We start from the raw sequence: 26416 nt of genomic DNA on the forward strand, positions 1-26416 counted from the left end.
CCTGGGCATCCTTCTTCTCTGAACACCCCGGACTGGAGAGTCATGGCCAGCGATGTCGTCACCCGCGCCCGGCGGCGCGTCGACGGATACTTCGGTGTCTCGTCGAGCGGGTCCACCTTCCGGCGCGAGGCGATGGCCGGGACGATCACCTTCCTGGCGATGTCCTATGTGCTGGCGGTGAATCCGTCGATCCTCGGTGACGAGGGCGCCCTCGGCGACAAGGGCATCCCGATGCAGGCGGTGTTCACCGCCACCGCGGTGGCCGCGGTCTTCGGCACGCTGGTGATGGGGATCTGGGCGCGCTATCCGATCGCGCTCGCGCCGGGCATGGGGCTCAACGCGTTCTTCGCCTACACCGTGGTGCTCAGCATGGGCATTCCGTGGCAGGTGGCGCTCTCGGGCACGCTGCTCTCGGGCATCATCTTCTTCATCCTCGCGGTCACCAAGGTCCGCGAACGGATTCTCAACGCGATCCCGTTGCAGATGAAGTTCGCCGTCGGCGCGGGCATCGGATTGTTCGTGGCGTTCCTCGGGCTCAAGAACGCGGGCATCGTGGTCGACAGCGAGGCCACGCTGGTGACCCTCGGCGACTTCACCAAGGGCACCACCCTGCTGGCGCTGTTCGGGCTCGTGGTGACCGTGGTGTTCCTGGTGATCGGCTGGCACGGCGCGGTGCTCTACGGCATCGTCGCCACCACCGTGCTCGGCATGGTGACCGGCCTGGTCGGCGTGCCGCACGCGATCGCCGAACTGCCCAAGGGGCTGGATCAGACCTTCGGACAGGCCATCATCCACCTGCCCGACGCGTTCACCGGGCAGATGCTCGTGGTCGTGCTGACCATGCTGTTCGTCGACTTCTTCGATGCCTCGGGCACGCTCATCGGCGTCGCGAACCAGGCCGGGCTGCTGAACAAGGACGGCACGCTGCCGCGCGCGGCCAGTGCGCTGGCGGCCGACTCGGTGGGTACCACGGCGGGCGCGATCATCGGTACCTCCACCACCACGGCGTATGTGGAGTCGACGGCGGGTGTGTCGGCGGGTGGCCGGACCGGGCTCACGGCGGTGACCACGGCGGGCTGGTTCCTGCTCGCGATGTTCTGTTATCCGGTGTTCTCGGTGATCGCCGGGGCGGGGGAGGTCACCGCGCCCGCGCTGATCGTGGTGGGTGTGCTGATGGCCCGCGCGCTCGGTGACATCGACTGGCAGCACCTCGAGTACTCGGTGCCCGCCTTCATCACGGTGATCATGATGCCGCTGACGTATTCGATCGCCAACGGCCTGGCCATGGGCATGATCCTGTATCCGGTGGTCATGGTGGCCAAGGGCCGGGTCAAGGAGGTGCATCCGGCCATGTGGGCGCTGATGGTGCTGTTCCTCGGCTACTTCTTCTTCCTGACTGAATAGGTTAGGCTAACCTCTCTGCTTTCGCATGTGATCACCGACACAGATCCGGTGGTCCGGATGCGAAATAGCCGATTCGACAACGGGGTTGATCGGAGAAGGCAATCGGACCACGGTCCGGTTGCGGGCATGTATCGAATCGCAGATGAGGACACGATGACCGACACCGCTACCCGCACCACTCCCACGACAACCACCACCACCGCCGACGCGGCGCTGTCCAGCGATATCGGGCTGCTCGTCCTCCGCGTCGGGTTCGGCGGGCTGTTCGCCGCGCACGGCGCCCAGAAACTCTTCGGCTGGTGGGGCGGGCAGGGCTGGCGCGCCACCGTCGACGGCTTCACCGGCATGGGCTACAACCCCGGCGAGATCTTCGGCACGCTGGCCGGTCTCACCGAATTCGCCGGTGGTCTCGCGCTGCTGCTGGGCCTGCTCACGCCGCTGGCCGCGGCCGCGGTGCTGGGCACCATGGTCAATGCCATCAATGTCACCTTCAGCGGTGGCCTGCTCACCGGCCAGGGGTACGAGATGGCGCTGTTGTTCGCCATCCCGGCGATCACGCTGGCCTTCACCGGTCCCGGTCGGCTCTCGCTGGATCACGGGCGGCCGTGGGCGCGTCAGGGTGTGGTGTGGGGCGCGGGCGCGGTCGCGCTCGGTATCGGCTCCGGTCTGCTGACGTTGCTGCTCAAGGCTGTGCTCTGAGCTGAGTTTCCCGCGACGGCGGTGTAGTGACCATGGGTCGCCGCGCCGCCGTTGTCGTGTGCCGGTCGCCGGGCTGTCGCCGCGGTGTCACCGGATGTCGGCGGCAACCACTACCCTCGTCGGCGTGCGGCCCGCGCGGGGCGGGCACGACATCGTCCGCACAGGGAAGGGACAGTCGGGATGAAGGCGTACGACCTGGGTTTCGGGGACTCGGCGGACAAGCTGGCGGAGACGCCGGGGGGTGAACCGCTGACGTTGGACGCGCCGGTGCGGTCGGGGTGGATCGGGAGCGAGGGGCCGGGGATCGAGGTGGCGAGCTGGCCGCGCGGGCCGGTGACCGGGTTGCCGATGATGCACGCGTTCACGGTGCGGCTGCCCGCCGACTATCAGCGGCGCGGTCCCGGGTTTCCGGCCATCGCGTTCTTCCAGGGTGAGGGGCAGTTCGCCGACGCCTCGGAACCTGTTGTGCCCGATGCCGCGTCGGAGGACCCGGTGGCGCGGGATCTGGTGAGCACCCGGCTGCATCCGCAGCTGCGGATTCTGCACGACGAGATCGGCGGCGCCTTCGCGCTGATCTGGCTGACCGAGGCCGAATTCGCCGCGGGGCCGGTCGCGCCGCCCGCCGACGTGCGCCCGGCCGGTGCGCCGGTGGCGAGCGACGAGGGCTGCAATGCCTGGGACGACGTGCATCCGACCGTGGGTATCTGGCTGGCCGAGCGCACCGGCGATCCCAATGTGGGTATCCCGCCGGTGGAGTACGAGACCGAGACCCGCTACCAGGACCCGCTCACCGAGGACTCCGGCTGGAACACCTGGGCCGAACCGCTGTTCGGGCGCTGCCACCTGGGTGGCACCGCCTTCCCCGTGCAGGCCCTGCCCGAGGGGCTGACCGCGTACTACCTGGAGATCGAGGAGATCTCCGGGATGAACTTCGGCGGCGGCAATGCCCAGCTCGACCTGGAGTCAGGCGTTTTCGACTGGGCGTGCGGGTAGCGGGACCACTACCAGCGGGTCGAGTCCGCGCGGATCCGGCGCTGTCGCGGGCTGTTCCATGACGATCGGGTCGATCGGTGGCGGCGTGCGCCCGCGCAGACCGACCGCGATGCTCACCAGCGTGATCAGGTACAGCACCACGTAGATATTCATCAGTATCTGCGACAGCGGCCACCACGGCGGCAGCAGGAAGGTGCCCACGCTGACCCAGGTCGGGGTGTAGGTGTAGGTCCACGCGGCGATCGCGGGGTAGAGGACACCGGCGGCGAGCCACCAGCGCCGCCGGGTCTGGGCGCGATGGATCAGGTAGACCAGCAGCGGGACGAACCAGACCCAGTGGTGGCCCCAGGAATACGGGGAGATCGCGCAGGCGGTGAGCCCGCCGAGGGTCACCGACAGCAGCGGCTCGCCCCGGCGCGCGAGCCGCGCGGAGAGCCACAGCGCGGTGATCGCGATCGGCACGGCGATGAGCAGCCACAGCCAGATCGGCGCCGGGCCGTGCGTCAGATGGGCGATGGCGCCGCGCAGGGACTGGTTGGCCGGGTGCACATCCGGGGCGATCCGGCCGGAGTGGAAGAACGTCGAGGTCCAGTACTGGAAGGAATCGCGCGGCAGGATCAGCGCGGTGCCCGCGATGGTGGCCAGGAAGGTGAGCGCCGCGGTGGCCGCCGCGCGCCACTGCCGCTGGAACAGGTACTGGGCGATGAAGTAGAGCGGGGTCAGCTTGATGCCCGCGGCGATGCCGATGCCGAGGCCGCGCAGCTTGCTGTGCTCGCCGCGCGAGAAGTCCCAGAGCACCAGCAGCATCAGCCACAGATTGATCTGCCCGTAGTACAGCGTGGTGCGCACGGGCTCGGCGAAGGTACCGGCCAGCGCGATCAGCGCGCTGATCGTGACCAGGCGCGGGGTGACCCGGTAGCCGAGCATCCGCCAGCTCTGCAGCACACAGCCGACCAGCACGGCCAGGTTGAGCACCAGCCAGGTGGTGGTGACGAAGCCCCACGGCACCAGCAGCAGCGGCAGGAACACCACCGCAGAGAACGGCGTGTAGGTGTAGAGCAGGCCGTAGTGGGTGGGCTCGAGATACAGCGCGCGGCCGTGCCACAACCGCCAGCCGCCGTCGCGATAGATGTGGGCGTCCAGGCCGCCGGCGAGGATGCCGCCGCTGTTCATCCAGGGGTCCATGGTGGTGAACAGCAGCGTCACGCCTAGGACGGCGGTACCGAGTAGCAGGATGAGCGTCAGGGTCGTGCGCGGCAGCTCCACGCGTCGAGATCTCTCCGCCACGGCCGTGCTACCGGCCGGCTCGCATCGTATGCACGACTAAGAACGTACAACGCCGGGCCGGGGGTGCCCGGCGGCGGCTCGCCTTCGGTAGCCGGGATCTATGACCGGTACGGGCGTGCCCGAATGCCGGTCCGGGCTAGCGGACCGGCATCGACCTGCGGTGATCAGGCGACGGGCTGCAGCGTCAGCATGGTGTCGGCGCCGTGGTGGAACTCATAGGGGGTTTTGCGCAGCGAGGTCTGAATTCCCTTGTCGTGCAGTTCGGTGCGCAGATGATCGATCAGGTCGTCGAGCGGGGCGCCGGTATAGTCGAGCAGCGGATAGACGCGAGCCTCGGTGGTGGCGACGCGGGCCAGTTCGACCAGGGCGGCCAGGTGGAAGTCGGCGTCGAGGCGGTCGGCGTAGCTGAACAGCAGGTGCGAGCTCAGGGCCAGATCGAAGGAGTCGTCCGGGCAGGGCAGCGACGGTAGCGAACCGGCCAGGTAGCGGTCGGGGGTGGTGCGCACGTCCTCGGCGAAGCGGGCCGCGGCGCCGCGGCGGATGGCGGCGTGCTCGGCGGTGCCGCCGTACCAGTCCCAGCGGTAGCGCTCGGCGTGCTGGTGGGCCCAGGCCACCGCGCGTTCGGTTTCGGGGGTGGCGCGGGCGGCCAGGTCGTCGGGGGCGGTGGCGTAGATCGGGTCGATCGCGGTCACCTCGGCGCCCAGCGCGCTCGCCTCCACGGCGAAACTGGCTGCGCCCCCGGGGCAATCGAGAATGCGGCGACCGGCGAGGTCGTCGTCGGAGAGTTGGAACATCGCGCGGTACTCGGCCAAAGATCTTGCGCTGACCAGAAATTCGCCGAGTACCTCGCCATCGGCGTGGTGCATCATCAGCACACGTTCTCACGAGTTGCGTTCGCCCGGTAGCGAATTCATTGTGCCAACCTTGCGAACCGAACCCCCGCTGTGCAAGCTCGCGGGCTCAGGACGACGCGGTCAGCCTTCGCAACGCCTTGGTCACGATCTCCGGATCGGTGGTCTCCCAGTACGGCGGCAGCGAGGCCCGCAGGTAGCTGCCGTAGCGGGCGGTGGCTAGCCGCGAATCGAGCACGGCAACCACGCCGCGATCGTCGACACTGCGCAGCAACCGGCCGGTGCCCTGGGCGAGCAGCAGCGCGGCGTGGTTGGCGGCCACGGTCATGAAGCCGTTGCCGCCGCGCGATTCCACCGCGCGCTGGCGGGCGGTGAGCAGCGGGTCGTCCGGGCGCGGGAACGGAATGCGGTCCAGGATCACCAGACTCAGCGACGGGCCGGGCACGTCGACGCCCTGCCACAGGGTGAGGGTGCCGAACAGCGAGGTGGCCGGGTCGTCGGCGAACTTGCGAACCAGCGCGCCCATCGAATCGTCGCCCTGGCACAGCACGGGGGTGTCGAGCCGCTCGCGCAATGCCTCGGTGGCGGCCTTGGCGGCGCGCATGGAGGAGAACAGGCCAAGGGTGCGTCCGCCCGCGGCGGTGATGAGCTGCTCGATCTCGTCGAGATAGGTGGGCGAGAGGCCGTCGCGGCCCGGGGCCGGAAGGTGCTTGGCGACATAGAGGATGCCGGACTTGGCATGGTCGAACGGTGAGCCCACATCCAGCGAACTCCAGCGCACCGTCTCGGTGTCGGAGGGGGCGGTGGCGCCGTTGGCCAGTGCCGCGTCGACCTTGCCGCCGGACTGCGCGGGCAGGCCCCAGGTGATCGCCAGGCCGTCGAAGGACCCGCCGATCTGCAGGGTCGCCGAGGTGAGCACGACGGTGGCCGAGCCGAACAGCCTGCTGCGCAACAACCCACCCACCGACAGCGGCGCCATCCGCAGGGTGCGCCGGGGCACGCCGCGCACCTCGTCGGCGGAGAGCCAGATGACATCGCGGCGCGCGGCCGGATCGGCCTCCTCGAAGGCGGTGAGCGCGCGGACCGCGGCATCGTGCACGTCGTCGAGGGCGGCCACCGCCATGGTGCGGGCGGCGGCGTTGTCGGGGTCGTCCTGGGCCTTCACGCTGCCCTGCGGGGCGAGTTCGGTGCGGGCGTTCCAGGCGGCGTCGCGGACCAGCGCGAGCACCGGGGCGATACCCTCGGGCAGGTGGTCCCAGCGGGCGGCGGGCAGGTCCTCGATGGCCTGGTGGAAGGCCTCGGCGGCGCCCTCGAGCCGGTCTACTTCGCGTTCGTCGATGAGTTTGGCGCAGCGCCGGGCGGCGGCGCTGATGGCGGTGGCGGCCAGTTCGGCGGTGGCCACGCCGGTGACCCGGTCGACCAGTTCGTGCGCCTCGTCGATCACCACCACGTCGTGTTCGGGCAGCACCTGGATGCCGCTGATGGCGTCGATGGCCAGCAGGGCGTGATTGGTGACCACCACATCGGCCTGGGCCGATTCGGCGCGGGCTTTCTCGGCGAAGCAGTCCTGGCCGAACTGGCAGCGCGACTTGCCCAGGCATTCACGCGAGGACACGCTCACCTGCCGCCAGGCCCGGTCGCTGACGCCGGGGGCGATCTCGTCGCGGTCGCCGGTCTCGGTGTCGGAGGCCCACTCGTTGAGGCGCTGCACCTCGCGGCCCAGGCGCGAGATGGCGAAGGCGTCGAAGAGTTCGGCCTCGCCGCCGGTGTCCTCCGGGATGACGCTGTTGATCTTGTTCAGGCAGAGATAGTTGTTGCGGCCCTTGAGGATCGCGAACTGCGCCGCGCGGCCCAGCGGCTTCTTCAACGCGTCGGCCAGGCGGGGCAGGTCGCGATCGACGAGCTGACGTTGCAGCGCGATGGTCGCCGTGGAGACCACCACCGTACGCCCGGTGCGCACCGCGTGCCGCAGGCTCGGCACCAGGTAGGCCAGCGACTTACCGGTGCCGGTGCCCGCCTGCACGGCCAGGTGCTCCTTGGTGTCGATGGCGTGGTCGACCGCGGCGGCCATGCTGGTCTGACCGGCGCGTTCCTTCCCACCGAGGGCATGCACGGCGGTGACGAGCAGGTCGGTGACGGGAGGAAGTTCGGGCACGCAGGCAGCCTAGCGGCCGCCGCCGACAGATTTTCCCGGCGATCAGTCCGCGCGGACGAAGTCGTCGGGGTGGGCGCGGATGTAGTCGAGGACGCGTTGTTCGAAATCTTCCGGTTCGTTGATGTCGTAGATCTCGTCGGGGTCGTCGGCGCGGGTGCCGGTGGGGCGGCGGATCTGGGCGGGGTTGGCGAGGGTCTGGTGTTCGTCTTCCCAGAAGCGGTCGAGGGGGTCGTCGGGGGAGCTGGGGGAGATGTCGTGGGCGGTGAGGATGGCGGCGGCGGCCAGGCGCGGCATGCCCGCGGCGCGCAAACCTCGGGTGGCCCAGGGGAGTTCGGCGCGGCGGGTGCGCAGGTAGCCGCTGAAACCGGTGTCCAGGACGGTGGTGTGCAGGCTGGTCAGGGCCAGCAGGTGGGTGAAGGCGGGTGGGAGCTGGGCGAAGGCGCCGATGCCGAGGCGCTGGAGGTCGTCGGTGGCGGGGTTGGACCAGAAGACCAGTTCGGCGGCGTCGTGGATGTTGTCGAGCCCGGCGAGCGCGGTGGTCAGGGCGGCGCGGGTGTGGGCCGGGAATCGATAATCCATGGGAGGAAGTATCGGCCCAGGCGCGGAGCGGGACGCGGGCGCATCCGTCCTGATGGCGCCGTGCCGGGGGTGTCGCGGCCCGGGATGCGGCTGGCGGGGCGCGCCGTGGCCGGGGTGGCTCAGGACGCGGGCGCACCGACCAGGTCGACGCCCGCCGCGCGCAGCGTGTCGAGTGCGGTCCGGGTGGTCTCGGGGGCGACGCCCGCGGTGAGGTCGAGCAGGACGCGGGTGGCGAACCCGGCGGCGCGGGCGTCCAGCGCGGTGGCGCGCACGCAGTGATCGGTGGCGATCCCGACGACATCGACGCTGTCGATGCCGCGGGCGCGCAGCCAGTCGGTGAGTGTGGTGCCGTCGGTGGCGGCGCCCTCGAAGCCCGAGTAGGCGGCGGTGTACTCGCCCTTGTGGAAGGTCTCCTGGATGGCCGCGGTGTCCAGGTTCGGGTGGAAATCGGCGCCCGGCGTGCCGACCCGGCAGTGCGGCGGCCAGGTGTCGACGTAGTCGGGGGTGTCGGAGAAGTGGGCGCCGGGGTCGATGTGCCAGTCGCGGGTGGCGACCACCGCGGCGTAGCCCGCGCCGGTGACGTACTCGCTGATCGCGGTGGCGACGGCGGCCCCGCCCGCGACGGCGAGCGCGCCGCCCTCACAGAAGTCGTTCTGCACGTCCACGATCACCAAGCCGCGCGTCATACCGGTCCCTCCAGGTTCGTCCACCACCATTGTCCTCAGCCCAGGAAGGTCGTGGTGATCGCGGGCTCGCCCGCCGAGAGCTTCAGCCCCTCCCACGGCAGGCTGACCAGCCCGCGCGCGACCAGCTCCCGGCTCCGCGCCAGCGTGGCCACCTCGTCGACGATCTCGCCCTTGCGCACCAGCGGCACCTGCAGCTCCCGCACCTGGAATCCGTCGGTGGCGGGCGCCTCCCCGGCGGCCGGGTAGATGATCTCCTCCACGATGGTGCCGGTGGCGCGGGCCAGCCGGACCGCCTTCTTGGTGCCGCCGCGCGACTGCTTGTGACTGGACCGCTTGGCGACCGGGATGCCGTCGACCTCGACCAGCTTGTAGACCATGCCCGCGGTCGGCGCGCCCGACCCGGTGACCAGCGAGGTGCCCACGCCGTAGACGTCCACCGGTTCGGCGCGCAGCGCGGCGATGGCGTATTCGTCCAGGTCGCCGGAGACCACGATCCGGGTGCCGGTGGCGCCGAGCCCGTCGAGCTGGTCGCGGACCTGCCGGGCCAGCACGCCGAGATCACCGGAATCGATGCGGACCCCACCCAGCTCGGGACCGGCCACCTCGATGGCGGTGGCCACGCCGCGGGTGATGTCGAAGGTGTCGACCAGCAGCGTGGTCGACACGCCGAGCGCCGCGATCTGGCTGCGGAAGGCCGCCGCCTCGTGCTCGCCGTCGGCGCCGGAGTGCAGCAGGGTGAACGCGTGCGCGCTGGTGCCCGCGCCCGGCACGCCGAAGCCGCGCACCGCCTCGAGATTGGAGGTGGCGTCGAAACCGGCCAGGTAGGCCGCGCGCGAACTCGACGGCGCGGCCAGCTCGTGGGTGCGCCGCGACCCCATCTCGATGGTCCGGCGCCCGGCCGCGGCGCTGACCATCCGCGCGGCCGCCGAGGCGACGGCGCTGTCGTGATTGAAGATCGACAGGGCCAGCGTCTCCAGCAGCACGCACTCGGCGAAGCTGCCGCGCACGGTCAGGATCGGCGAGCCGGGGAAGTACAGCTCGCCCTCGGCGTAGCCGTCGATATCGCCGGTGAAGCGATACTCGCGCAACCAGTCGACGGTCGCCGGATCGAGGAATCTCGCCACCACGTCGAGCTCGTCGGGGCCGAAGCGGAACTCGCGCAGCGCGTCGAGCAGCCTGCCCGTGCCCGCCACCACGCCGTAGCGGCGGCCGTTGGGCAACCGGCGGGCGAACACCTCGAAGGTGCAGCGCCGGTGCGCGGAACCGTCGGCCAGGGCCGCGGCCAGCATGGTCAGCTCGTACTGGTCGGTCAGCAACGCGGTGCTGGCGGACTCGTCACGGTGGGGCACACGAGAAACTGTAGTCACCGGGTGTTGTTTCCGGCCGCCCTCGTCGTACCCTGGGGTTTATGGCCGTGTGCAATTCCGTTCGAGCCGACATCGTGAACGCCGTCCTCTCGGCGCCACAGGCTACGCCGGAGGCCGTCGAGCACGCCGAGATCCTGGAGGCCGAGGACCGCCCCTGGGTGACTGTCGTCTGGGACGACCCGGTGAACCTCATGCACTACGTCACCTACATCTTCCAGAAGCTGTTCGGCTACAGCAAAGCCAAGGCGACCGAGTTGATGCTGCAGGTGCACAACGAGGGCAAGGCGGTGGTGTCCTCCGGATCGCGCGACAAGATGGAACAGGACGTGCGCCGGTTGCACGCCGCGGGCCTCTGGGCAACCATGCAGCGCGACGACTGAGTACCGTGGCCCTGTGCGCAAGTGGAGCCGGAAGAACTCGCTGAGTGGCCTGAAGCTTCGATCCGAGATGGACGAGCACGAGGCCACCGTGTTGCGCTCGCTGATCGGGGCCGTGTCCGGCCTGCTCAGCGACCGGGCCAACGAGGCCCCCGAAGACGAACTCGCCGCCCTCACCGGGCTGCGCACCGGCAATTCCACCCCGCCGGACGACCCGCAGCTGCTGCGCCTGCTGCCCGACTTCCACCGTGCCGAACCCGGCTCGCCCGACGCCAAGCGCGCCGACCTCAACAGCGCGCTGCGCAGCCTGCACGAGCCGGAGATCATCGACGCCAAGCTCGCCGCGGGCCGCACCGTGCTCGACAGCTGCCCGGAGACGGGCGGGCGCATCGTGCTCACCCCCGAGCAGGCCGACGCCTGGCTGGCCGCGCTCACCGATGTGCGCCTGGCCCTGGGCACGCTGCTCGACATCGATGACGACACGCCCGAGCATTTCGATCCCGACGATCCGCGCGCGCCGCATCTGGACGTCTACCACTGGCTCACCTGGATGCAGGACTCACTGCTGCAGGCATTGGCCCCCTGATGCGCAGCGCGCCGGGCGCCCGCGATGCCGTCACCGATGTGGCGGGGGTGCTCGTCGGTCATTGGCAGCGCCTCGACGCCGAGGTCACCCTGGGTTCCGGCGCGGCGACCGGCTGCACGGTGGTGCGGGTACCGGGCGGCGCGACGGCCGCGGTCGACGTGCGCGGTGGCGGCCCCGGCACCCGCGAGACCGACCTGCTCGACCCCGCCAATACCGTCCGCCAGCTGCACGCGATCCTGCTCACCGGCGGCAGCGCCTACGGCCTGGCTGCCGCCGACGGCGTGCTGCGCTGGGCCGAGGAACACGGCGAGGGCATCCCGATGGACCCGGCCGATCCGAGCCGGGTGGTGCCGATCGTGCCCGCCGCGGTGATCTTCGACCTGCCGGTGGGGGACTGGCACATCCGGCCCGACGCGGACGCGGGTTTCCGCGCCGCCGAGGCCGCCTCGACCGAGTTCGCGCGCGGTACCGCCGGGGCGGGGGTCGGCGCGCGGGCCGGGGCGCTCAAGGGTGGAATCGGTTCGGCGAGTGTGGTTCTCGGTGACGGGCCGGGGGAGGGGATGACCGTGGGCGCGGTGATCGTCGCCAATCCGGTCGGCTCGGTGGTCGACCCGCGCACCGGGTTGCCCTGGGGCACGGGCACCGACGGGCCGGAATTCTTCGGGCTCGCACCGGGCACGCCCGAACAGATCGCCGCGCTGAACGCGCTGCCGGTGAAGGGCACCGTGCTCAATACGACCATCGGCGTGGTGGCCACCGACGCCGCCCTCGACCCGGCCGGGTGCCGCAGGCTCGCCGCCACCGCGCACGACGGGCTGGCCCGCGCGATCCGCCCGGTGCACTCCCCGCTCGACGGCGACACCCTCTTCGCCCTCAGCACCGGCGCGAAGCAGGCCCCGGCCGTCCCGCTACCCCCGGCTTTCCCGGCGGATCTGCTGCTGCTCGACCAGCTGTGCACCGCCGCGGCCGTTGTCGTCGAACGGGCCGTGGTCGACGCGGTCCGCAGCGCCACCTCCATCGCCGACATCCCCGCCTACCGCGACCTGTTCGCGCCCTGATCCGGCCCGGCGTGCGCACCCACCGGAATAGCCGAATAGGGTGAGTGGTTGTCGAGACTGGTGCTCGGCACCGCTGGAACAGGATGTGGAAAGGGCCGACAAGTGCTGGTGATCAGGGCCGACCTCGTGGACGCCATGGTGGCGCACGCCCGCGCCGACCACCCCGACGAGGCCTGCGGGATCATCGCCGGACCCGAGGGCAGCGACCGCCCGGAACGCTTCGTGGCCATGGTCAACGCCGAACGCTCGCCCACCTTCTACCGGTTCGATTCCGGCGAGCAGCTGAAGGTCTGGCGCGCGATGGACGACGCCGACGAGACCCCGGTCGTCATCTACCACTCGCACACCGCCACCGAGGCCTACCCCAGCCGCACCGACATCTCCTACGCCTCCGAGCCCGACGCGCACTACGTGCTGATCTCCACCCGCGACGCGGACCAGCACGAGCTGCGCAGCTACCGCATTCTCGAGGGCGAGGTCACCGAGGAACCGGTGCGCGTCGTCGAGTCCTACGACGCCTGAACCCCACCGAACGAAGTCATCACCGAGGAGTCACCATGCCGGTCACCGTGTCCATCCCCACCATCATGCGTGGTCTCACCGGAGGCGAGAAGCGAGTCCAGGGCGAGGGTTCGACCCTGTCCGCGCTGATCGACAACCTCGAGGCCAGCCATCCGGGCCTGGCCGAGCGCCTGCTCAAGGACGGCAAGCTCAACCGCTACGTCAATATCTACGTCGGCGACGAGGACGTGCGCTTCGCCGGTGGTCTCGACGCCGAGGTGCCCGCGGACGCGTCGGTCACCATCCTGCCCGCCGTGGCGGGCGGCGCGTAACACCGTGGCCCGTTACGAATCGCTGATCGCGACCCTCGGCAACACGCCCCTGGTCGGGCTGCAGACGCTGTCGCCGCAGTGGGACGGCGAGCACCACGTGCGGCTGTGGGCCAAGCTCGAGGACCGCAACCCGACCGGCTCGATCAAGGACCGCCCCGCGCTGCGGATGATCGAACAGGCCGAGGCCGACGGGCTGCTCACCCCCGGCTGCACCATTCTGGAGCCCACCAGCGGCAATACCGGGATCTCGCTGGCCATGGCGGCCAAGCTCAAGGGCTACCGGATCGTGTGCGTGATGCCGGAGAACACCTCGGTGGAGCGGCGTCAGCTGCTCACCATGTTCGGTGCCGAGATCATCGACTCGCCCGCCGCGGGCGGCTCCAACCAGGCCGTGGCGCTGGCCAAGCAGATCGCCGCCGAGAACCCCGACTGGGTGATGCTCTACCAGTACGGCAACCCGGCCAACGCGCTGGCGCACTACGAGAACACCGGCCCCGAACTGCTGGCCGACCTGCCCGAGATCACCCACTTCGTGGCGGGTCTGGGCACCACCGGCACGCTCATGGGCACCGGGCGTTACCTGCGTGAACAGGTTCCGGATATCGAGATCGTGGCGGCTGAGCCGCGCTATGGCGAGCTGGTCTACGGGCTGCGCAATATCGACGAGGGGTTCATCCCGGAGCTCTACGACGAGAAGGTGCTCACCACGCGCTTCTCCGTCGGGCCGTATGACGCGGTCAAGCGCACCAGGGAACTGGTCGGCGAGGAAGGCATCTTCGCCGGGATCTCCACCGGCGCGATCCTGCACGCCGCCCTGGGCATCGGTAAAAAGGCACTGAAGGCGGGCAAGCGCGCCGATATCGCGTTCGTGGTGGCCGACGGCGGCTGGAAGTACCTGTCCACCGGCGCCTACGACGGCACGCTCGACGAAGCCGAGGAGAAGCTCGAAGGCCAGCTCTGGGCCTGACCGGTTTCGGTACGCTCGACGTAGTGGGCTTGTCCCCGGCCGGAGTGGAGGCGATGTCGGTGAGTGGTGGACTGGGCGCGTCGTTCGACCCGGATCGGATCGCGGGATTGCAGGGGCGTTCGGCGGGCCCCGCGCCGCGGCAGACGCGGACGTGGGCGCAGGCCGCGGTGGTGATTCTCGGGTTCGTCGGCGCGCTGTACGTGATCGAGGGGATCGACACGATCCTGTCGCACGACCGGCCCGCGGGCACGCTCAACCAGCTCGACGAGGCCGGGATCGCGCCGCGCTCGGTCGACGGGCTCGACGGCATCCTGTGGGCGCCGCTGCTGCACGGCGGGTGGGACCATCTGCTCGCCAATACGCTGCCGCTGCTGGTGCTCGGCTTCGTGGTGCTGCTGTCGGGGATCGGGCGTGGGCTCGCGGCCACGGCGATCATCTGGGTCGTCGCGGGGGTGGGCACCTGGCTCACCGCGTCGTCGGGGAGTGTGCACCTGGGGGCGTCGTCGATCGTATTCGGCTGGCTCACCTATCTGATCTGCCGAGGCTGGTTCACCCGTCATGTCGGCCAGATCGTGGTGGGGCTGGTGATCTTCCTGATCTACGGCTCCATGCTCTGGGGCGTGCTGCCCAGCGACCCCCGAATTTCTTGGCAGGGGCATCTTTTCGGGGCGGTGGGTGGAGTGCTGGCGGGCTGGGTACTCTCATCAGATGAACGTCGACGCCGCCGTGGAGCATCGGTCGTACCAACGCGGTAGCCGGGGATCCGGTCTGGGAAATGGGGGGATCCTGCAGTGAGCACCAGCACGTCGTGGCAGCATGAGGGCATGCGCCTTACCGTCCTCGGGTGCTCGGGCAGCGTGTCCGGCCCGGACTCCCCAGCGTCGGGTTACCTGCTGACGGGCCCCGATATGCGGCCGACCGTCATCGACTTCGGCCCCGGGATCTTCGGTGCGCTGCAGAAGCATCTCAACCCGGGTGACGTCGACATCTTCCTCACCCACCTGCACGCCGACCACTGCCTGGACCTGCCCGCCTTGCTGGTCTGGCGCCGCTACCACCCGAACCCGCCCACCGGCCGGGCCCTGGTGCGTGGCCCGTCCGACGCGGCACTGCGCATCGGCAACGCCTCGGCCGAGATCGGCGGCGAGACCGACGACTGGTCCGACGTGATCGACTCGCAGGCCTGGGTGGAGAACACCCCGATCCCGTTCGGCCCCGGCCACACGGTGGAGGCGCGGCGGATGTACCACCCGCCGGAGTCCTACGGCCTGCGCATCACCGCCGCCGACGGCCGCGTGTTCGTCTACACCGGCGACACGGCCATGTGTGATGCCGTGGTCGAGCTGGCCCAGGGCGCGGACGTGCTGATGGCCGAGGCGTCGTGGACCCACGATCCGGCCAATCGTCCTCCGGGCATCCACCTTTCGGGCACCGAGGCCGGTGAGATCGCCACCCGGTCCGGCGCCAAGGAACTGCTGCTCACCCACATCCCGCCGTGGACCTCGCGCGAGGACGTGATCGCCGAGGCCAAGGCCGCCTTCGCCGGTCCGGTGCACGCGGTGTCACCGGGCGAGAGCTTCGATCTCTGACGCGCACGTCCACGCCCCGGCCCCGTGCGCGAGGCCGCTGCCCCTAGACTGTCCGCGTGTCGAGACGAGCCGATGGCAGAGCGGATGACGAACTCCGCGAAGTGAAGATCACCCGGGGATTCACCTCGCACCCGGCGGGGTCGGTCCTGGTGGAATTCGGGCAGACGCGGGTGATGTGCACCGCGAGCGTCACCGAGGGGGTGCCGCCGTGGCGCCGGGATTCCGGGCTCGGCTGGCTCACCGCCGAGTACGCCATGCTGCCCGCCGCCACCCACACCCGCAGCGGCCGCGAGTCGGTCAAGGGCAAGGTGGGCGGGCGCACCCAGGAGATCAGCAGGCTGATCGGGCGTTCGCTGCGGGCCTGCATCGACCTGGCCGCGCTCGGCGAGAACACCATCGCCCTGGACTGTGATGTCCTCCAGGCCGACGGCGGTACCCGCACCGCCGCCATCACCGGCGCCTACGTGGCGCTGCACGACGCGGTGACCTACCTGGCCGCCGCGGGCAAACTGGCCGACCCGCAACCGATCTCGTGCATGATCGCCGCGGTGAGCGTGGGCGTGGTGGACGGCCGGGTGCGCCTGGACCTGCCCTACGAGGAGGACTCGCGCGCCGAGGTCGACATGAATGTGGTCGCCACCGACACCGGCACCCTGGTCGAGATCCAGGGCACCGGCGAGGGCGCCACCTTCCCGCGCTCGACCCTGGACAAGCTGCTGGACTCGGCCCTGGCCGGTTGCGAGCAGCTGTTCGCGGTGCAGAAGGAAGCCCTCGCGCTGCCGTATCCGGGCGTGCTGCCCGAGCCCGCCGCCGCGAAGAAGTAGCCGTGGCCGCGCGCGTGCTGGTGGCCAGCCGAAATGCCAAGAAGCTGAGGGAACTGCGCCGCATCCTCGACGAGGCGGGCGTGGCCGGGATCGAGCTGGTGAGCCTAGCCGATGTGCCACCCTACGAGGAGGCGCCCGAAACCGGCGCCACCTTCGAGGAGAACGCGATCGCCAAGGCCCGCGACGGTGCCGTGGCGACCGGATTGCCCTGTGTGGCCGACGATTCCGGCATCGAGGTGGACGCGCTCAACGGCATGCCTGGTGTGCTGTCGGCGCGCTGGTCGGGCAAGCACGGTGACGACGCCGCCAACAACGCCCTGCTGCTCGGCCAGCTCGGCGACGTCCCCGACGAGCGGCGCGGCGCCGCCTTCGTCTCCACCTGCGCGCTGGTCCTGCCCGACGGCACCACCACCGTGGTTCGCGGCGAATGGCCCGGCCGCATCGCCCGCGGCCCGCGCGGTGAGGGCGGCTTCGGCTACGACCCGCTGTTCCTGCCCGAGGGCGGCACCGGTTCCGCCGCCGAACTCACCCCCGCCGAGAAGGACGCCGTCTCCCACCGCGGCCGCGCCCTCACCCAGCTCATCCCCGCCCTGGCCGCGCTGGCCTGAAATCAGCTGGCGGAATGACGAACGCCGCCGCTCCGGGGGAGTGGCGGCGTTCGGCGTTTGGGGTCAGAGGTTGTACTGGTTCTTCACGTCGTTGGCGTTGCGGTGCTCGACGAAGAAGGACAGGAACGGGATGGTGCCCGCGATGAGGGTGCCGACCGTGCGGCCGATGGGCCAGCGGACCTTGACCGCGAGGTCGGCGGTGACCAGCAGGTAGGCGAAGTACACCCAGCCGTGCACCACCGCGATCCAGCTCGGGGTGTCGACGCCGAAGCCGTACTTGGCGACCATCTCGAAGGTGAGCAGCAGCAGCCACAGGCCGGTGACCCAGGCCAGCACCCGGTAGCGCAGCAGCGCCGAGGCGATCTTGGCCGCGCCCGCGGGAGCGTCGGCGTCCTTGTCCAGCGACGGGGCGGTGGTGTCGTTGTCGGTCACCCGGCGTTCCTCTCTGGGGCGTGCAGACCGGCCGAGCGGACCTGCGCGTCGATATCGCTGGCGTGCAACTGCGCCAGGTACTGGTTGTAGGCGACCGTCTCCGGGTCGTCGGCGGCGGCCGCGACGGGCCGCTCCGGCAGGATCCCCGCGGGGATCTCGCGCGGGGCCTCGACCTTGCGCGGGCGCTCGTCGGCGGGGGCCTCGGCCTCGCGTTCCAGACGCACGAACCGCACGTAGGCGAACACCGCGAAGGCGGCGAACAGCGGCCACTGCAGGGCGTAGCCGAGGTTCTGGCCGGTGCCCGAGGACGATTCGAACCGCTCCCACTGCCACCAGGCCAGGGCCAGACAGCCCAGCGCGACCACGACGACCAGCGCGATCAGAGCCGGTCGGTTGTGCGCTGGACGGGGCGAGGAAGCGGACACGCGCTCCACGGTACCCGCCTACTACAGGGTGCGTAGGAGCAGGTCAGAACTTGTAGGTGACGCCGGTCATCCGCTCCGATTCGGTCCACAGCCTGCGCTGCAGTTCCCGATTGCGCGAGATCGCGCTCGACGGGCACGCCTCCACCGGGCCCTGCGACTGCATCCACTTGTTGGGACCCCAGTAGATGGTCGGGTCGGCGCCCGGTTCGGTGGCGGCGAAGAGGGTGGAGTAGGCGGCCCGGTGCGGCGGGTGGCCGATGAGCTTGATGAACGGCTTGCTCACCCGGTCGATCGGGGTCTCGGTGCGGGCGAACAGGTCGGTCGCGGAGACGCCGGGGTGCACGGCGTAGGACTTGGTCGCCGAGCCCGCGGCGGTGAGCCGGTGCTGGAGTTCGCGGCCGAACATGAGGTTGGCCAGCTTGGCCTGGGCGTAGGCGAGATTGCGCTGGTAGCGGCGGTTCTCGTAGTTGAGGTCGTCGATCCAGAGCTTGGGGGTCTGCTTGTGGGCGATGGAGGCCAGCGTCACCACCCGGTCGCGGATGCGGTCCAGCAGCAGGCCGGTGAGCGCGAAGTGGCCCAGGTGGTTGACGCCGAACTGGGTCTCGAAGCCGTCGGCGGTGCGCGAGAACGGGATGTTCATCAGGCCCGCGTTGTTGATCAGCACATCGAAGTCGCCCTGCTGCTCGGCGAAGGCGCGCACGGAAGCCAGGTCGGCCAGGTCCAGCGCGGCCACCCGCACGTCACCCGGGATGGCGTCGGCGATCGGCTGGGCCTTGGCCGCGTTGCGGCAGGCCATGATCACGGTGGCGCCCTTGCCCGCCAGCACCCGGGTGGTCTCGGTGCCGAGGCCGCCGTTGGCCCCGGTGATCACGAACGTGCGCCCGCTCTGGTCCGCGATGTCAGTTGGTTTCCATGCCATGCCCCGACCTTACTCTGGAGTAAGATAGGAGGGAAGGGGTCAGCCGAGCAGTCCGGCCAGCGCGCCCGCACAGCCGGGTCTGCGCAGTTTGGTCATCGCCTTGGCCTCGATCTGCCTGGCCCGCTCCCGCGAGACACCCAGCGCGGACCCTACCTCCTCCAGTGTGCGCGCCTCCCCGCGATCGAGGCCGAAACGCAGCCGGATGACGGCGGATTCGCGCTCGGTCAGGACCGTCATCGCGGCCTCGACATAGCCGCGCAGCATCTGCTCGGCCACCACGTCGGCCGGGGCGGGCGCGGTGTCGGGCAGCAGGGCGCCCAGCTCGGTGTCCTCGCCGATGGGTGCGTGCAGCGAGACAGGTTCGGCTTCGAGTCGCAGCATCCTCGCCACCTGGGCGACGTCGATCTCCGCGGCCACCGCCAGCTCTTCGACGGTGGCGGGCCTGCCGAGCTGCTGGGCCAGCTCGCGGCGCACCTTGATCACCCGGTGCAGCACGTCGGCGACGTTCGAGGGCAGTCGGATGGTGCGGCCCTGATCGGTGAGCGCGCGCCCGATCGACTGCCGGATCCAATAGGTCGCGTAGGTCGAGAGCTTGAGCCCGCGCTCGTGATCGAACTTCTCTACCGCGCGGATCAGGCCGAGCGTGCCCTCCTGGATGAGATCCAGCAGCGACATGCCGGTGTTGGTGGGGAAGCGGCGCGCGATGGAGACGACCAGGCGCAGATTCGCCCGCACCATCTGGTCCTTGGCGTGCAGACCTGCCCGTTCGGCGCGGTGCAGCTCCGCGCGCCGCTCGGCGGTGGGTTCGATGCCCGCGGCCGCGTCGGCGTCGAGTTCGGCGCGCGCCGCGGCCCCGGCGGCGATGCGGGCGGCCAGCGCGTACTCCTGCTCGGGGGTGAGCAGGGGAGTGCGGGCGATCGCGGTGAGGTAGTCGCGGACGGGATCGGCGGTGACGTGCAAAAGAGCTCCGTTCGATACGGCGAGATCGGGTGGCTCGCGGCGACGAACACAAACTTAGACTCGACCTAAAAATATGTCAAGAACAAATTTGGGTCGACTTCAGCTACGCTTGCCTCTATGACCACACCGGGACTCAGGGCCAGGAAGAAACAGCAGACCAAGGAGCAGATCTCGCATCGCGCGACCGAGCTGTTCCTGGCGCGTGGGTTCGACAAGGTGACCATCGCCGAGATCGCCGCGGCCGCCGATGTCGCCAAGATGACCGTCACCAACTACTTCCCGCGCAAGGAGGACCTCGCGCTGGATCTCGGCCCGGTCTTCACCGGCCAGCTCGCCGCCGTCGTGCGGGGTCGGGCGCCGGGGGAGTCCGCGCTGGCCGCGTTGCGCGCCGCCTACCTCGCCGCCGTCGAGGCGCAGGACCCGGTGATCGGTTTCAGCGGCAAGCCGTTCGCGACGATGATCACCGACAGTCCCGCGCTGGTGGCGCGCCTGCGCGAGTTCCACGAGGTGCGCGAGACGGTACTGGCCGAGGTGCTGGCCGAGGAGACCGGCGCCGCCCCCGGCGACATCACCCCCCGGGTCGCCGCCGCGCAGCTGGCCGGGGTGCAGCGGGTGCTGTTCGAGGAGATCCTGCGCCGGTCGCTGGCGGGCGAATCCGGTGACGACATCGCCACCGCGCTCCTCGGCTACGCCCGCGCCGCCTTCGACGCGCTCGAACCCGGCCTGGGCGAGTACGCCGTGCGCTGAGGTCTCGGTCGGATTGCTGCCGTGTCACTGAACTCCGGGACCGAGGGGGAAAGCCCATACTGGGGCAATGCCGGAGGGTGTTGCTGTAGCCGATCCCGTCGAGCCGATGAGCCGGGCCAAGATCAATGTCATCTTCGCGACGGTGGTGCTCGGCATGCTCATGGCGGCCCTCGACCAGACGATCGTCTCGGCGGCACTGCCCAGCATCGTGGCCGATCTCGGCAGCGCCGGGCACATGGCGTGGGTGGTCACGGCGTATCTGCTGGCCGAGGCGGTGGCGACCGCCCTGGCGGGCAAACTCGGTGACCTGTTCGGCCGCAAACTGCTCTTCCAGCTCAGCGCGATCATCTTCATCGCCGGATCGGCGCTGGCCGGGGTCGCGGGCGGCATGGTGGTGCTGGTGATCGCGCGCGGCATCCAGGGGGTGGGTGCGGGCGGGCTGATGGTCACCTCCATGGCGCTCATCGCCGACACCATTCCGCTGCGCGAACGCGGCAAGTACCAGGGCGCCCTCGGCGCGGTGTTCGGCGTGACCACCGTCGTCGGGCCGACGCTGGGCGGGCTGTTCACCGACCACGCGAGCTGGCGATGGTGCTTTTACGTCAATGTGCCGATCGCCATCGTCATGGTGCTGATGGCCGCGCGCACGCTGCCGCGGGTCAAGGCGGTCACCCGGCCGGTGGTGGACTACCTGGGTATCGGCCTGATCGCGCTGGGCGTCTCGGCGCTGATCCTGGCGCTGGAATTCGGCGGCAACGAGTTCGACTGGCTGTCCTGGCAGATCATCGGGTTGTTCGCGCTGGCCGCGGTGCTGATCTACTACTTCATCGCGGTGGAGCAGCGGGCCGCCGATCCGATGCTGCCGATGCGGTTGTTCCGCAGCCGGGTGTTCACGGTGTCCTCGGTGCTCAGTTTCATCGTCGGCTTCGCCATGCTCGGCTCGATGACGTATCTGCCCGCCTACCTGCAATACGTGGACGGAGCCTCGGCCACCGAATCCGGGGTGCGCACGCTGCCGCTGGTCGTTGGCCTGTTCGTCACCTCGATCTTCTCCGGGCAGGTGGTCGGGCGCACCGGGCAGTACCGGTACTTCCCGATCGTGGGTATGGCGGTGATGGCGATCGGGCTGGCGCTCATGTCGACGATGGGGCGCGACACCAGTGCCTGGCTGGAATCGCTGTACATGCTGGTCCTCGGGTCCGGGCTCGGGCTGTCGATGCAGGTGCTCACGATCGTCGTGCAGAACACCGTGCCCTACGCCGACCTGGGCACCGCCACCTCCGGTGTCACCTTCTTCCGCACCCTGGGCAGCGCGTTCGGTACCGCCGTGTTCGGCACGCTCTACTCCAATCAGAGCCAGACCGCGCTCGCCGAGGCCATGCGCGAGGCGCCGGGGATACCGCCGAATGTGGTGGCCGATCCGAAGGCGCTGCGTGAATTGCCGCTGGAGCAGGCCAGGCCGATCATCGACGCGTACGCGGACTCGATCGACTATGTCTTCCGCTGGGTGGTGCCGGTGGCGCTGATCGGGTTCGTGGTGGCCTGGTTCCTGCCGCAGGTGCGATTACGCGACAGCGCCCGCCACGGCGCGGGTGATGTCGGCGAGGGATTCTCGGTGCCCGATTCGCCCGACCGGATCGTCCAGCTGGAACGCTCGGTCGCCGGGACCGTGCGCCGGGCCAGGGCCAAGGGCCCGATCATGCCCCAGATCGTCGCCGCGGGCGGCAGCACCCTGACCCCCGACACCGCCTGGGCCCTCGCCCAGATCTACCTGTCCGACAAACAGGGCCACCCCGCCGCCGTCCACGCCATCGCCTACCGCCACCACGTCCCCGTCGAGGTCCTGCTCCCGGTCTTCCGCAACGCCGTCGACACCGGCCTCCTGACCGACGACGCGGGCACCCTCACCCTCACCGAATCCGGCACCACCGAGATCACCAAACTCCGCGCGGGCTGGCGCCGCTGGCTAGGCGACCGCCTCGACGACTGGAACTCCGACGACCCCACCGACCGAGCCCTCCTCGACCAGGCCCTCACCGACATCGCCGCCAAACTCCTCGACCAGGGCGCCGACGACAACCTCACCGTCAAGACCTGACCCGCCGTGCCACAGTGGATTCCCGTGGCAGACAACGACAACGACGCCCAGACCCTCCGACGAATGGCGAGCCTGGCGACCCCGATGGCCCTGCGGGTCGCGGTGACCCTCGGCCTCCCCGACCGCCTCTCCGACCACCCGGCCGACGCGGCCGCCCTGGCCACCGAACTCGACGCCGACCCGGTCGCCCTCGAACTCCTGCTCGCCCACCTCGCGACCCTGGGCATCGTGGAACCGGCCGCGGCGGGCTATCGAACGACCGCGTTCGGCGCGCATCTCGGCACCGGCGACGCCTTCACGAACATCCTGCTGCGGCTGGACTCCGCGGCCGGGCGTGCCGAGCTGGCCTTCGTCGAACTCGCGCACAGCATCAGCACCGGTCAGGCAGCCTATCCGCGCCGCTACGGCAATGATTTCTGGGCCGATCTCGCCGAATCCGCCGAGCTGCGGACGTCTTTCGACCAGCAGATGGGCCTGCGGTTCCGCGATCAGGCACCGCGGATCGCCACCGGGTTCGACTGGTCACGTTTCGCCACGCTCGTGGATGTCGGCGGCGGCCGCGGTGACCTGCTCGCGGCGATCCTGCACGCGCACCCGGACATCCGCGGCCACCTGGTCGACCTCGCCCCCACCGCGACCGCGGCTCGCGACCTGTTCGCGGCCCGCGGGCTGGCCGGGCGCGCACACGTGAGCGCGCAGAGTTTCTTCGACCCGCTGCCCGCCGGGGCCGACGCCTACCTGCTCTCCGACATCCTGCACGACTGGGACGACCACCACGCCGACCGGATTCTGGCCCGCTGTGCCGAGGCAGCCGGGCCCACGGGCCGGGTGCTGGTGGTGGAGCCGGTCGGCGGTCAGCGGGCGATGAGCGAGATGGATCTGGCCATGCTCGTCATCTATGGCGGGCGGGAGCGGCGGATCGCGGAATTCCAGGCGCTGGCCGCCGCGCACGGGCTGGTTCTCGACGCGGTGGTGGACCTGACCGAGCAGCGCTGCCTGCTGGAATTCCGGCCCGGCGTTCCTGATAACCCCGCTGAACACTCCTTGCCCGGCGATTACTCGTAGACGTATATTCGTAGACGAGTAAGGAGGTGGGTGTGGCGGGCAAGCGTAAGGTGAACAACCTGCTGGCGCTGGCGGTGTTGTCGGTGATCGTGCAGCGGCCGATGCATCGCTACGAGATCGCGGCGACGCTGCGGGCCCACGGCAAGGACCGGGATATGGACATCAAGTGGGGTTCGCTCTACACGGTGGTCCAGAACATGGCCAAGGCCGGGTTTCTCGAGGTGGTGGGCAGCGAGCGCGAGGGAGCCCGACCCGAGCGGGTGATCTACCGGATCACCGACGCCGGACGGGCCGAGATGGCCGACTGGACCCGGGAACTGCTCGCGCGGCCGGAGCCCGAGCATCACCGGTTCACCGCGGGCCTGTCGATCCTGGCGGTCCTGCCGCCCGACGAGGTGATCGCCCTGCTCGGCACCCGGGTCGACACGCTGACCCGGACCATCGAGACCACGCGAAACGACCTCACCGCGCTGACCGGCACCCTGCCCCGGCTGTTCGTCGTCGAATCCGAATACGGCCTGGCGATGCTGGAAGCCGAACGCGCCTGGGCGGATTCCCTGCGCGAGGAACTGCGCACCGGCACCTTCGACGGCCTCGACGCCTGGCGGCAGTGGCACGCCGACGGCATGCCCTCCGACCGGATTCCCGCACTCGGCGAAAGGGGGAGCGACTAGCGGCGCCCCGAACAGACACCGGACCCGATGGTGTGCGGCAACACCCCACCGGGCCCGGCGAAACCGTCCCGACACCGTGCTCGCACGGAGAACCCACGCGCACCCGGCCTCGAGGCAGGCAACCACAGGATAACCGGGTGACGCGGACACAGATCTGGAGATCACCCATGTCCCGAACCCGTACCGCGCTGATCATCGGCGGTGGCATCGCCGGACCCGTCACCGCCGCCGCGCTGCACCGCGCGGGCATCGACGCCCACGTCTACGAGGCCTATTCCGGCCCGTCCGACGGCATCGGCTCCGGCCTCGCCCTGGCACCCAACGGCCTCGCGGCCCTCGACCTGCTCGGCGCGGGCGATGCCGTGCGCGTCATCGCCCTGCCGTGCGCGCACACGCGCCTGGCCGTCGGCGGCCGCGAACACGAACTGCCGATGCTCGCCGACCAGCCACCACTGCAGGTCGTCGACCGCGGCGAACTGCACCGCACCCTGCACGACCACGCCGTCGCGGCCGGTGTGCCGTTCTCCTACGACAAGCGCCTGACTCACGTCGACGAACACCCCGACGGCGTCACCGCGCACTTCGCCGACGGCACCACCGCCACCGCCGACCTCCTCGTCGGCGCCGACGGCATCCGCTCCACTGTGCGCACTCTCATCGACCCCGAGGCCCCCGGGCCCGACTACACCGGCATGCTCGGCTTCGGCGCCCGGATCGACTGCGAGCTGGACCTGCCCGACGACACCATGGTCTTCGCCTTCGGTGCCAAGGCCTACTACCTGTACTGGAAGCACGCCGACGGCGGCGTCACCTGGGGCGCGAACCTGCCCAGCGAGCAGTACTACTCGCTGACCGAGGCCCGCGCCGTCCCGGCCGAGCACTGGCTGCGCGTCCTGCGCGAGACCTACGCCCCCGACACCCCCGGCGGCGAATTCGCCCGCCGCACCACCGCCGCGGACCTGGAGATCACCGGCGCGCTGCACATCATGCCGCCGGTCCCACACTGGTATCGCGACCGGCTGGTCCTGGTCGGCGACGCGGTGCACGCGCCGTCCAACAGCTCCGGCCAGGGCGCCTCGCTGGCCATCGAGAGCGCTGTGCAACTGGCCCGCTGCCTGCGCGATATCGACGACCCCACCCTGGCCTTCGCCGCCTACGAACGACTGCGCCGCACCCGCGTCGAGGACATCACCGCCCGCGCGGCAAAGATCAACCACAGCAAGACCCCGGGCCCGCTCGCCCGCAAGATCATGAACGCGCTGCTGCCGCTGATGGTCCGCACGGTGATGAACCCGGAGAAGACCATGGGCGCCGACCGCCGCTACCGCATCGACTGGGACGCCCCGGTCGCGCGTGAACTGAAAGGGACACCCTGATCAGGCGCGGTCGACGCGCCGCAGCGCTGGACGGGCACCGGTCGGCTGACCTCGCGGCGACCGGCGCCCGGCCGGTGATCGACGGTCCAGCCTGTTCGCGCGCAGCTCGCGGGTGATCACAGGGGCCCGCGACCGGCGGGCTCCGGTATCGCCGGCGGCAGCGCCGCCCGCTCGACGCGCACCACGGTGAACACCGTGACACACACCGCCAGCCAGATCAGCCCGATCGTCCACCCCGCCAGCACATCGCTGAGCCAGTGCACGCCCAGATAGACCCGCGACAATCCCACCGCGATCGGGAACAGCACCGCGAGCACGGTCGCGACGACGCGCACCCACTGCCGCCGCAGCCGGGGGATCAGCGTGATGGCCACGATGCCGACCACCACCGTGCTGCCCAGGGTGTGTCCGGACGGGTAGGACAGGCTCGGTTCGTAGACCAGCCTGCTCAGCTCCGGCGGACGATTCCTGCCGACGAGCTGCTTGATCACCACGACGAGCAGGCCCGCGCCGAGCGAGGTCACCGCGACCAGCACCGCGCACGCCCAGTGCCGCTGCCACAGCAGCCAGCACCCGGTGATCGTGGCGAGCACCGTCATCGCCAGGGTGTCGCCGAGATCGGTGATCACCCGGGCCACCGAGGTGAGGGGTTCGCCGCGGTGCGCGATCATCCAGTCGAGGACGCGCGCGTCCAGCCGGGTGACGGCGGCGCCGCTGTCGACCTGCCAGGTCAGCACCGCGACCACCACCGCGGCGGCCGCGATCAGCGCGGCGGTGAGTGGCAGGCGGCGGCCCAGCGCGGACCACGCGATCTCATCGGGCGGGGGACGTCGAGAGGCGATCGGCATAACTACCAG

Annotated in this window: 29 protein-coding genes; 18 read left to right on the forward strand and 11 right to left on the reverse strand. The window is 70.3% G+C overall.

Annotated features, from left to right (window positions below):
• The first annotated feature begins 42 nt into the window (after positions 1 to 42).
• The 3 genes from WA675_RS25885 (at position 43) to WA675_RS25895 (ending at position 3096) form a co-directional block, all read left to right on the forward strand.
• Entirely contained in the window at positions 43 to 1404 is a 1362-nt protein-coding gene (locus WA675_RS25885) for an NCS2 family permease (protein WP_336087861.1), read from the forward strand.
• A 153-nt stretch (positions 1405 to 1557) separates the two neighbouring features.
• On the forward strand, positions 1558 to 2103 hold the full coding sequence (locus WA675_RS25890; RefSeq protein ID WP_336087862.1) for a DoxX family protein: 546 nt from the start codon (positions 1558 to 1560) through the stop codon (positions 2101 to 2103).
• Between the two features lie 180 nt (positions 2104 to 2283).
• On the forward strand, positions 2284 to 3096 hold the full coding sequence (locus WA675_RS25895; RefSeq protein WP_336087863.1) for a hypothetical protein: 813 nt from the start codon (positions 2284 to 2286) through the stop codon (positions 3094 to 3096).
• Here WA675_RS25895 and WA675_RS25900 read toward each other — a convergent pair.
• From WA675_RS25900 to WA675_RS25925, 6 genes are all read right to left on the reverse strand, one after another.
• Complete coding sequence (locus WA675_RS25900) at positions 3067 to 4362, reverse strand: glycosyltransferase 87 family protein (protein WP_336087864.1); 1296 nt, start codon at positions 4360 to 4362, stop codon at positions 3067 to 3069. The two genes, WA675_RS25895 and WA675_RS25900, sit on opposite strands and share 30 nt — an antisense overlap.
• Before the next feature lie 185 nt (positions 4363 to 4547).
• Positions 4548 to 5177 (reverse strand): class I SAM-dependent methyltransferase, encoded by a 630-nt coding sequence (locus WA675_RS25905; protein WP_336087866.1) that lies wholly within the window; start codon positions 5175 to 5177, stop codon positions 4548 to 4550.
• Between the two features lie 166 nt (positions 5178 to 5343).
• Entirely contained in the window at positions 5344 to 7389 is a 2046-nt protein-coding gene (locus WA675_RS25910) for an ATP-dependent DNA helicase (RefSeq protein ID WP_336087867.1), read from the reverse strand.
• Between the two features lie 42 nt (positions 7390 to 7431).
• A complete protein-coding gene (locus tag WA675_RS25915; protein ID WP_336087868.1) occupies positions 7432 to 7968 on the reverse strand; it encodes a DMP19 family protein in 537 nt (178 codons plus the stop codon).
• A gap of 119 nt (positions 7969 to 8087) precedes the next feature.
• On the reverse strand, positions 8088 to 8654 hold the full coding sequence (locus tag WA675_RS25920) for an isochorismatase family protein (protein WP_336087870.1): 567 nt from the start codon (positions 8652 to 8654) through the stop codon (positions 8088 to 8090).
• Between the two features lie 35 nt (positions 8655 to 8689).
• Positions 8690 to 10003 carry a nicotinate phosphoribosyltransferase gene (locus tag WA675_RS25925; RefSeq protein ID WP_336087871.1) on the reverse strand — a complete coding sequence of 438 codons (1314 nt, stop codon included), beginning with the start codon at positions 10001 to 10003 and terminating at the stop codon, positions 8690 to 8692.
• Between the two features lie 59 nt (positions 10004 to 10062).
• Here WA675_RS25925 and clpS point away from each other — a divergent pair, with 59 nt between their 5' ends.
• From clpS to rdgB, 10 genes are all read left to right on the forward strand, one after another.
• The gene (clpS, locus tag WA675_RS25930; RefSeq protein WP_336087872.1) at positions 10063 to 10401 is read left to right on the forward strand and encodes an ATP-dependent Clp protease adapter ClpS; all 339 of its coding nucleotides are present in this window, start codon (positions 10063 to 10065) and stop codon (positions 10399 to 10401) included.
• A 13-nt stretch (positions 10402 to 10414) separates the two neighbouring features.
• Positions 10415 to 10984 (forward strand): oxidative stress transcriptional regulator AosR, encoded by a 570-nt coding sequence (gene aosR / locus WA675_RS25935; protein WP_336087873.1) that lies wholly within the window; start codon positions 10415 to 10417, stop codon positions 10982 to 10984.
• Positions 10981 to 12042, forward strand: coding sequence for a P1 family peptidase (locus WA675_RS25940; protein WP_442945722.1), 1062 nt, complete (start codon positions 10981 to 10983; stop codon positions 12040 to 12042). The genes aosR and WA675_RS25940 overlap by 4 nt, the downstream gene beginning before the upstream one ends.
• 102 nt (positions 12043 to 12144) lie before the next feature.
• On the forward strand, positions 12145 to 12564 hold the full coding sequence (locus WA675_RS25945) for a M67 family metallopeptidase (protein ID WP_336087875.1): 420 nt from the start codon (positions 12145 to 12147) through the stop codon (positions 12562 to 12564).
• A 35-nt stretch (positions 12565 to 12599) separates the two neighbouring features.
• A complete protein-coding gene (locus WA675_RS25950; protein ID WP_336087876.1) occupies positions 12600 to 12875 on the forward strand; it encodes a MoaD/ThiS family protein in 276 nt (91 codons plus the stop codon).
• A 4-nt stretch (positions 12876 to 12879) separates the two neighbouring features.
• The gene (locus tag WA675_RS25955; RefSeq protein ID WP_336087877.1) at positions 12880 to 13842 is read left to right on the forward strand and encodes a PLP-dependent cysteine synthase family protein; all 963 of its coding nucleotides are present in this window, start codon (positions 12880 to 12882) and stop codon (positions 13840 to 13842) included.
• A gap of 53 nt (positions 13843 to 13895) precedes the next feature.
• Complete coding sequence (locus WA675_RS25960) at positions 13896 to 14597, forward strand: rhomboid family intramembrane serine protease (protein ID WP_336087922.1); 702 nt, start codon at positions 13896 to 13898, stop codon at positions 14595 to 14597.
• Between the two features lie 69 nt (positions 14598 to 14666).
• Positions 14667 to 15431 (forward strand): cyclic nucleotide-degrading phosphodiesterase, encoded by a 765-nt coding sequence (locus WA675_RS25965; RefSeq protein WP_336087923.1) that lies wholly within the window; start codon positions 14667 to 14669, stop codon positions 15429 to 15431.
• 56 nt (positions 15432 to 15487) lie between these two features.
• On the forward strand, positions 15488 to 16255 hold the full coding sequence (gene rph, locus WA675_RS25970) for a ribonuclease PH (RefSeq protein ID WP_336087878.1): 768 nt from the start codon (positions 15488 to 15490) through the stop codon (positions 16253 to 16255).
• 2 nt (positions 16256 to 16257) lie between these two features.
• Positions 16258 to 16863, forward strand: coding sequence for an RdgB/HAM1 family non-canonical purine NTP pyrophosphatase (gene rdgB, locus WA675_RS25975; RefSeq protein WP_336087879.1), 606 nt, complete (start codon positions 16258 to 16260; stop codon positions 16861 to 16863).
• Positions 16864 to 16926: 63 nt separating this feature from the next.
• On the opposite strand, the gene WA675_RS25980 is transcribed toward rdgB, so the two are convergent.
• The 4 genes from WA675_RS25980 to WA675_RS25995 are packed head-to-tail and all read right to left on the reverse strand — an operon-like array spanning position 16927 to position 19599.
• Complete coding sequence (locus WA675_RS25980; protein ID WP_336087924.1) at positions 16927 to 17265, reverse strand: DUF3817 domain-containing protein; 339 nt, start codon at positions 17263 to 17265, stop codon at positions 16927 to 16929.
• Positions 17266 to 17291: 26 nt separating this feature from the next.
• Complete coding sequence (locus WA675_RS25985; RefSeq protein WP_336087880.1) at positions 17292 to 17720, reverse strand: transcriptional regulator; 429 nt, start codon at positions 17718 to 17720, stop codon at positions 17292 to 17294.
• Between the two features lie 43 nt (positions 17721 to 17763).
• Positions 17764 to 18639, reverse strand: coding sequence for an oxidoreductase (locus tag WA675_RS25990; RefSeq protein WP_336087881.1), 876 nt, complete (start codon positions 18637 to 18639; stop codon positions 17764 to 17766).
• 39 nt (positions 18640 to 18678) lie between these two features.
• Positions 18679 to 19599 carry a sigma-70 family RNA polymerase sigma factor gene (locus WA675_RS25995; protein ID WP_336087882.1) on the reverse strand — a complete coding sequence of 307 codons (921 nt, stop codon included), beginning with the start codon at positions 19597 to 19599 and terminating at the stop codon, positions 18679 to 18681.
• A gap of 117 nt (positions 19600 to 19716) precedes the next feature.
• On the opposite strand from WA675_RS25995, the gene WA675_RS26000 reads away from it, so the two are divergent.
• From WA675_RS26000 to WA675_RS26020, 5 genes are all read left to right on the forward strand, one after another.
• Entirely contained in the window at positions 19717 to 20346 is a 630-nt protein-coding gene (locus tag WA675_RS26000) for a TetR/AcrR family transcriptional regulator (protein WP_336087883.1), read from the forward strand.
• Positions 20347 to 20413: 67 nt separating this feature from the next.
• The gene (locus tag WA675_RS26005; RefSeq protein ID WP_336087885.1) at positions 20414 to 22444 is read left to right on the forward strand and encodes an MDR family MFS transporter; all 2031 of its coding nucleotides are present in this window, start codon (positions 20414 to 20416) and stop codon (positions 22442 to 22444) included.
• A 24-nt stretch (positions 22445 to 22468) separates the two neighbouring features.
• Complete coding sequence (locus WA675_RS26010; protein ID WP_336087886.1) at positions 22469 to 23509, forward strand: methyltransferase; 1041 nt, start codon at positions 22469 to 22471, stop codon at positions 23507 to 23509.
• 32 nt (positions 23510 to 23541) lie between these two features.
• Positions 23542 to 24183, forward strand: a complete 642-nt coding sequence (locus WA675_RS26015; protein WP_336087888.1) for a PadR family transcriptional regulator — start codon at positions 23542 to 23544, stop codon at positions 24181 to 24183.
• Between the two features lie 167 nt (positions 24184 to 24350).
• The gene (locus WA675_RS26020; protein ID WP_336087889.1) at positions 24351 to 25559 is read left to right on the forward strand and encodes an FAD-dependent oxidoreductase; all 1209 of its coding nucleotides are present in this window, start codon (positions 24351 to 24353) and stop codon (positions 25557 to 25559) included.
• A gap of 116 nt (positions 25560 to 25675) precedes the next feature.
• Here WA675_RS26020 and WA675_RS26025 read toward each other — a convergent pair whose 3' ends face one another.
• Complete coding sequence (locus WA675_RS26025) at positions 25676 to 26407, reverse strand: phosphatase PAP2 family protein (protein ID WP_336087892.1); 732 nt, start codon at positions 26405 to 26407, stop codon at positions 25676 to 25678.
• Positions 26408 to 26416: the final 9 nt, after the last annotated feature.

Source organism: Nocardia sp. SSK8 (assembly GCF_037034205.1).
Lineage (GTDB): Bacteria > Actinomycetota > Actinomycetes > Mycobacteriales > Mycobacteriaceae > Nocardia.

Excerpts from the sequence above, each read along its gene's own strand:
- WA675_RS25990 (WP_336087881.1), bottom strand. The coding sequence starts at position 18,639 with ATGGCATGGAAACCAACTGACATCGCGGACCAGAGCGGGCGCACGTTC.
- WA675_RS25915 (WP_336087868.1), bottom strand. The coding sequence starts at position 7,968 with ATGGATTATCGATTCCCGGCCCACACCCGCGCCGCCCTGACCACCGCG.
- WA675_RS25960 (WP_336087922.1), top strand. The coding sequence starts at position 13,896 with ATGTCGGTGAGTGGTGGACTGGGCGCGTCGTTCGACCCGGATCGGATC.
- WA675_RS25965 (WP_336087923.1), top strand. The coding sequence starts at position 14,667 with ATGCGCCTTACCGTCCTCGGGTGCTCGGGCAGCGTGTCCGGCCCGGAC.
- WA675_RS25895 (WP_336087863.1), top strand. The coding sequence starts at position 2,284 with ATGAAGGCGTACGACCTGGGTTTCGGGGACTCGGCGGACAAGCTGGCG.
- WA675_RS25950 (WP_336087876.1), top strand. The coding sequence starts at position 12,600 with ATGCCGGTCACCGTGTCCATCCCCACCATCATGCGTGGTCTCACCGGA.
- WA675_RS26025 (WP_336087892.1), bottom strand. The coding sequence starts at position 26,407 with ATGCCGATCGCCTCTCGACGTCCCCCGCCCGATGAGATCGCGTGGTCC.
- WA675_RS25890 (WP_336087862.1), top strand. The coding sequence starts at position 1,558 with ATGACCGACACCGCTACCCGCACCACTCCCACGACAACCACCACCACC.
- WA675_RS26020 (WP_336087889.1), top strand. The coding sequence starts at position 24,351 with ATGTCCCGAACCCGTACCGCGCTGATCATCGGCGGTGGCATCGCCGGA.
- WA675_RS25920 (WP_336087870.1), bottom strand. The coding sequence starts at position 8,654 with ATGACGCGCGGCTTGGTGATCGTGGACGTGCAGAACGACTTCTGTGAG.
- clpS (WP_336087872.1), top strand. The coding sequence starts at position 10,063 with ATGGCCGTGTGCAATTCCGTTCGAGCCGACATCGTGAACGCCGTCCTC.
- WA675_RS26005 (WP_336087885.1), top strand. The coding sequence starts at position 20,414 with ATGCCGGAGGGTGTTGCTGTAGCCGATCCCGTCGAGCCGATGAGCCGG.
- WA675_RS26000 (WP_336087883.1), top strand. The coding sequence starts at position 19,717 with ATGACCACACCGGGACTCAGGGCCAGGAAGAAACAGCAGACCAAGGAG.
- WA675_RS25885 (WP_336087861.1), top strand. The coding sequence starts at position 43 with ATGGCCAGCGATGTCGTCACCCGCGCCCGGCGGCGCGTCGACGGATAC.
- WA675_RS25905 (WP_336087866.1), bottom strand. The coding sequence starts at position 5,177 with ATGTTCCAACTCTCCGACGACGACCTCGCCGGTCGCCGCATTCTCGAT.